The organism is uncultured Thiocystis sp. (assembly GCF_903866365.1).
In the GTDB taxonomy this organism is placed as follows: domain Bacteria; phylum Pseudomonadota; class Gammaproteobacteria; order Chromatiales; family Chromatiaceae; genus Chromatium.
The window spans coordinates 1-6,186 of sequence record NZ_CAIPNF010000407.1 but is presented as its reverse complement, the minus strand read 5'-3'; the positions used below and the strand labels follow the sequence as shown (position 1 = coordinate 6,186).

The following is a 6,186-nucleotide window of genomic DNA, read 5'->3' as shown; positions in this document are numbered from 1 at the left end:
GTCCCAGCCGCCGCAGGCCGCGGGAATGCTCACGCTCGGCTTCGCCCCCACCTGTCCCAACACCTGTTGCGCGCGCCGGTTCAGCCGGGCGTCCCCCAGATCAATACCGGCCAATTCCGTGTCCAGTGCGCCCAGCGCCAGGTGCGCGTGTGTCGGTGTGGCCCCATCGCTTGGGCGACCCGTGGCTGTCTCGTGCATGATGCTCTGTTCCGCTTAACGTTCACTCAGCACCTATTGAAACGGAACCAGCCCGTCCGGTCTACCCTGGCCATCCAGGTTGCCTCTCGATCGTGTACAGAACGCCCGAAAGATATGGGTAAAGCTATGAGCATGTCGGCCCACAATTTCGATCTTCTGTCAATGCGTAAGTCCTAATATTGTCTGATAACTGTCACCTATGGTTTTCATCGAAACATACGATGCCTTGTTTTCCTTTGGTTATCTTGTGCAAAGTGAAAGTTTTGCCTAGAGTTCATGAAACTTTTGTCGCGGTCCAATCTCAAAACCGCGTCGAAAGTGCTAGCCAAAAACCGACTTTATTGGTAGGCTTTTACAAGAAACAACTCTTAGGTATCGGAACATGGCTAAAGATTTCTCCCTGATGCCGACAGGCACAATCGAGTCGTACATCAGCAGCGCTTATCAGATTCCGGTCCTGACTCCGGAAGAGGAAAAGTCGCTGGCGATTCAACTGCGCGACCATGGCGATATGGCTGCGGCCCGGCGATTGGTCACTTCTCACTTGAGATTCGTGATCCGCATTGCCCGCGGTTATCTTGGTTACGGTCTTCCGCTTCCGGATCTGATTCAGGAAGGCACCGTGGGTCTAATCAAGGCGGTGCGTCGCTTCGAGCCGGATATGGGCGTGCGCCTGGTGTCTTTCGCCGTGCACTGGATTCGCGCCGAGATTCACGAGTACATTCTGCGCAACTGGCGGATCGTGAAGGTTGCGACCACCAAGGCCCAGCGGAAGCTGTTTTTCAATCTGCGCAGTTCCAAAAAGCGTCTTGGCTGGTTCACCCGGCAGGAAGTCGAGGACGTTGCGGCGGATCTTGGCGTCAAACCCGAAACCGTCCTGCAAATGGAATCGCGTCTGTCGAACCAGGATCTGTCCTTCGACGGTCTGGAAGACGATGACGACGATTCCCCCACGGCACCGTCGACCTATCTGCCCGATACGCGCATGGAACCGGCAAAAATGCTGGAACTGGAGGATACGGATCGCAATCGGCGCGAACGACTCTATGCCGCGCTCCAGGGCCTGGACGAGCGCAGCAAGACCATTCTGCATGAGCGCTGGCTGTCCGAAAAAAAGCAGACGCTGCATGAGTTGGCCGAACAGTTCGGGGTTTCCGCCGAACGGATTCGGCAGATCGAGAAGAACGCGATGAAGAAGATGCGCTTGCAATTGGACGTTTAACGTCCGCAGGCTTGCGGCAATATGGCACGGATAGACGCGAATCCGCCATGAGCGAAATCGTCCTGATCAATGTCACGGGCGAGGATCGGCCAGGCATTACCGCCGCCCTGACCGAGATCCTCGCCCGTTATCGCGTCCCCATCCTCGATATCGGTCAGTCGACCATTCACAATTCGCTGACGCTGGGACTGCTCGTCGAACTCCCGCGCGACGGCAGCGCCTGTCCGGTCTTCAAGGATCTGCTGTTTCGCGCCCATGGAATGGGGCTAGACATTCGTTTCACGCCCATCGACGCCGACGACTATGAGGGATGGGTGCGCGAACAGGGTCAGCCGCGGCACATTATCACGCTGCTCGGCCGTCAGATCGATGCCGAGCACCTTGCGCAAATCTCTGCCGTCGTCGCCGAACTTGGGCTCAATGTCGACCATATCGTGAGACTAACCGGGCGCATCTCGCGCCGCGATCGGCGTCCACATCCGCTGGCGTCGGTCGAGCTCTCGGTGCGGGGCGCGGTCGAGAATCTCGCCGATCTGCATGGCGCCCTCCTGGCGCTGGGTCAGGTCATGGATGTCGATGTGTCCGTGCAGGAAGACGATATCTTCCGGCGGAATCGTCGTCTCGTCTGTTTCGATATGGATTCGACCCTGATCCAAACCGAGGTGATCGACGAACTGGCCGCCGTGGCCGGCGTTGGCGCCGAGGTAGCGGCCATCACCGAGGCGGCCATGCGCGGCGAGCTGGACTTTCAGGAGAGCTTCCGCCGTCGCATGGCGCTGCTGAAGGGGCTGGACGAATCCGTGCTGGCCGGGGTCGCCGAGCGACTGCCAATCACCGATGGGGCCGACAGACTGATCGCCACCCTCAAACGGCTGGGTTACAGGATCGCCATCCTGTCCGGCGGCTTCACCTATTTTGCCGAACATCTGCAACGCCGCTTCGGGATCGACGAGGTCTTCGCCAATCGCCTGGAATTTCGCGACGGCAAGCTGACCGGCGAGGTATCGGGCGAAATCGTCGACGGTGCGCGCAAGGCCGCCCTGCTGCGCGAGATCGCCGCCCGCGAGGGGATCCGCCTGGAGCAGGTCATCGCGGTCGGCGATGGCGCCAACGATCTGCCCATGCTCTCCATCGCGGGACTTGGCATCGCCTTCCACGCCAAGCCCTTCGTCACGCGACAGGCCAGGCACTCCATCGCCACGGTCGGGCTCGACGGCATCCTCTATCTGCTCGGCATGCGCGACCGAGATGTCGCGATGCTGGTCGAAATCTGATCCGAACCGAGCGGTCCTCGCTTCTGGCCGCCGCCGACTCGCAACCCTCTCCATCGGTCGCAACGATCATTTTGATCGGTCATCGGGATTTGCTATAAATTCCTATTTTCTTTAAGGTTTGCAGCACCAATCCGGCGCGACGCCTGAACGTCTGACAGGACGGCTCGGGAATCGAGTCTCGCCACTTGCATCATCGGGAGATCCCTCTGATGTCGAAATCTATCCTTCTGCTTGCCGCGCTGGCGGCCATCGCCGCGGCGTCAGTCTCGGCGAACGATCAGGAACTGCGTGCCAAGGCCGCCGCAGTCGGTCTTCAGGCGCTGCCGTATGGCCCCCAGCAGCCACACGACAATGCCATGACCCGCGAGAAAATCGATCTCGGCAAGATGCTGTTTTTCGATCCGCGTCTATCCGCCAGCGGAGTCATCAGCTGCAACACCTGTCATAACCTGGGGACCGGGGGCGACGACAATCTCTCGACCGCGATCGGTCATGGCTGGCAAAAGGGTCCGCGCAATTCGCCGACCGTCTTCAACGCGGTCTTCAATACTGCCCAGTTTTGGGACGGGCGCGCCGAGGATCTGAAGGCTCAGGCCAAGGGGCCGATCCAGGCGGGCGTCGAAATGGCCAACAACCCCACGCAGGTTGTCGTGACTCTTAAGAGCATGCCGGAATACGTCGAACGCTTCGGACGTGCCTTTCCTGGCGAAGCGGATCCGGTCACCTTCGACAATATGGCCAAGGCCATCGAGGCCTTCGAGGTGACGCTGGTGACGCCGGCCTCGCCTTTCGATCAGTTCATGGAGGGTAATGACGCGGCCATGACGGAAGAGCAGAAGGAGGGACTCGGCATCTTCGTGACGCGTGGCTGTACCGCCTGTCACAGTGGGGTCAACGTCGGCGGCGAGAACTATTTCCCCTTTGGCCTGATCAAGCGCCCCGGCGCGGATATTCTGCCGCCGGGGGATAAGGGTCGCTTCCAGGTCACCCATTCGGTCTCCGACGAATACGTTTTCCGTGCCGCGCCCCTGCGCAACATCGCGCTGACCGCACCCTATTTCCATTCCGGGCAGGTCTGGGATCTCAGGCAGGCGGTGGCCGTGATGGGCACGGCTCAACTTGGAGCCGAAATCAGCGACGAAGAGGCGGGCAAAATCGTCGCCTTCCTGGAATCGCTCACGGGCGAACTGCCCAAGGTCGAATATCCGATCCTGCCGATGGAGACGGCCGAGACGCCACGTCCGCAGTTCTGATTCGCCACCGATGCTCCTTCTCTCCAGACATCTCTCGCGTGGATTGGGAGATTAGGAGCGGCTTTGCATTCAGGACTTGCTCGTCAAGAATGTTTATAGTCCACCCTCCGCAACGAATCGTCCAGATCAACCGCCGTCGATGCCAACTGCCACTCCAGGATCCCGTCCTTTTGGTCTCCAGTGGAAACTGACGCTGGTGTTTTTCGGGGTCGCGCTGCTGGTGTCCGCGCTGACTACCGTCGTGCTGTTTCAGGTCATGCGCGAGCAGGCGATGGTGGATCTGCGCCAGCGTCTGGGCGATCTTGTCGGTGTCGCCGCCGCGGGTCTGGACGCGGATCTGCATGTCCGCGTCACCCCGGAGGCGGGGATGGATACCGATGACTTCCGGCGTATGAAGCGCGCCCTGCAAGCGATTCGCGATGGCGCCTCGGATCTCAAATACGTCTATTCGCTGCGACTGGATTCGGATGGAGCCATCCGTTTCGTGGTGGATGCCGAGGACAATCCAGCCGACATGGTGGATTTGGGAACCCTCTACGATGACGCCAGCCCTTTGCTGCGTAGCAACATCGCAACCCTGGAAGATACGTTGGTCGAAACCGAGGTCTATACGGATCGCTGGGGAACCTGGCTGTCCGGTTATGCGCCCATCCGCACCGCCGACGGGTTTCGGGTCGGGGTGCTGGGGGCCGACATCTCCGTGGCCACCCTGCGCGCTTACGAGCGCCGCATGCTCGGGATTGCCCTGGCCGTGTTCGCCAGCACGCTTCCCCTGATCCTGCTCGGCGGTTGGTGGATGGGACGCCTGATCGCCCGGCCCATCGTCGCCCTGAACCGGGGCGCGCTGCGGATCGCCGAGGGCGATCTGAATGTCCGTCTCGACATCCGGCGCGGCGACGAAATCGGCATCCTGGGGCAGTCCTTCGACCGCATGGCCGCCGAGCTGGCCGCGGCGCGACGAGGTCTGGAGGACGTCGCGGCCAAATATCGAGCCATCTTCGACAATGCCGCCGAAGGTATCTTTCAAAGCACCCCGGATGGACAGCTCGTGACCGCCAATCGCGCCCTGCTGGACATGCTGGGCTACGCGGATCTGGAGCAGCTCCGCGCTCGGATTCAGGATCTCGGCTGGAAGGTCTATATCAATCCGGCGGATCGTCAGACCATGCTTGCCCTGGTGCGCGAGAACGGGGCGCTCGATGCCTTCGAGGCGGAATTCCGGCGTGCCGACGGTTCCACCTTCTGGGCCGAAATCTCGCTGCGACTGGTCCGGCAGGGTGCCGATCCGGACCTGCTGGAGGGCATGATGCTGGATCTCACGGAGCGCCGCCGCCGTCAGCAGGCCGAACGCGAGCGCGAGACCGCCCGCGCCGCCAGCGAGGCCAAGAGCGGGTTTCTGGCCAATATGAGTCATGAGATCCGCACCCCACTGAATGCTGTCATGGGCTTGACCGATCTGATTTTGCGCACCAGTCTCGACGAGCGCCAGCGCGACTATCTGTCCAAGGTCAAGGTCTCCGCCCGCTCGCTGCTGGCGGTCATCAACGACATTCTTGACTTCTCCAAGATTGAGGCCGGACGGCTGGAGCTGGAGCGCACCGCCTTTTCGCTCGACGAGGTGCTGGCGAATCTCACCGAGATGTTCGCCTACCGGGCCCACGAGCGCGACATCGAGCTAATCGTGTCGGCCGCCGAGTCCGTGCCGCGCGCGCTGGTCGGCGATCCGACGCGACTGGGCCAGATCTTGATCAACCTGACCGGCAACGCGATCAAGTTCACCGAGCGGGGCGAGGTGGCAGTGACCGTCAGGCGGATCGAGCCACCTCCGACCGCACTGAACGCCGATCAGGTCATGCTGTGTTTCAGCGTGCGGGATACCGGAGCGGGCATTCCCGAGGCACGCCTGGATGCCATCTTCCATTCGTTCTCCCAGGCCGACGGTTCGATCACGCGACGCCATGGCGGGACCGGTCTGGGGCTGGCCATCGCCCGTCAGCTTGCCGAACTGATGGGCGGCGACATCCGGGTCGAGAGCCAGCTCGGGCAGGGGAGTTGCTTCCGGGCCACCGTCGTGCTGAGCCGTCAGCTCGAAACGGACGAGCAGCGTCCAGTCACCCCCGTCGATCTGCGCGGTCTCCGGGTGCTGGTGGTTGAAGACAATGCGACCTCGCGCGACATTCTGGTCAGTCAGATCCAATCCTTTCAGATGGTGGCGACTGGCGTGGCCTCGGGCGAGGCG

At 61.4% G+C, this 6,186-nt stretch carries 5 protein-coding genes; 4 read left to right on the top strand and 1 reads right to left on the bottom strand.

From position 1 onward, the window contains the following. On the bottom strand, positions 1–198 hold a 198-nt coding region (locus QZY07_RS22470), incomplete at its 3' end, for a transposase DNA-binding-containing protein (RefSeq protein ID WP_295407741.1). Between the two features lie 382 nt (positions 199–580). Here QZY07_RS22470 and rpoH point away from each other — a divergent pair. The 4 genes from rpoH to QZY07_RS22450 all read left to right on the top strand — a co-directional run. Then, positions 581–1,420, top strand: coding sequence for an RNA polymerase sigma factor RpoH (rpoH, locus tag QZY07_RS22465; RefSeq protein ID WP_295407737.1), 840 nt, complete (start codon positions 581–583; stop codon positions 1,418–1,420). A 47-nt stretch (positions 1,421–1,467) separates the two neighbouring features. Beyond that, positions 1,468–2,694, top strand: a complete 1,227-nt coding sequence (gene serB, locus QZY07_RS22460; RefSeq protein ID WP_295407734.1) for a phosphoserine phosphatase SerB — start codon at positions 1,468–1,470, stop codon at positions 2,692–2,694. 209 nt (positions 2,695–2,903) lie between these two features. Next, positions 2,904–3,947, top strand: coding sequence for a cytochrome-c peroxidase (locus QZY07_RS22455; protein ID WP_295407731.1), 1,044 nt, complete (start codon positions 2,904–2,906; stop codon positions 3,945–3,947). A 139-nt stretch (positions 3,948–4,086) separates the two neighbouring features. Continuing rightward, positions 4,087–6,186: ATP-binding protein (locus QZY07_RS22450; RefSeq protein WP_295407729.1), on the top strand; the 2,100-nt coding region annotated here is incomplete at its 3' end.

Coding starts and splice junctions, on each gene's coding strand:
- rpoH (WP_295407737.1), top strand. CDS start 581: ATGGCTAAAGATTTCTCCCTGATGCCGACAGGCACAATCGAGTCGTAC.
- QZY07_RS22455 (WP_295407731.1), top strand. CDS start 2,904: ATGTCGAAATCTATCCTTCTGCTTGCCGCGCTGGCGGCCATCGCCGCG.
- serB (WP_295407734.1), top strand. CDS start 1,468: ATGAGCGAAATCGTCCTGATCAATGTCACGGGCGAGGATCGGCCAGGC.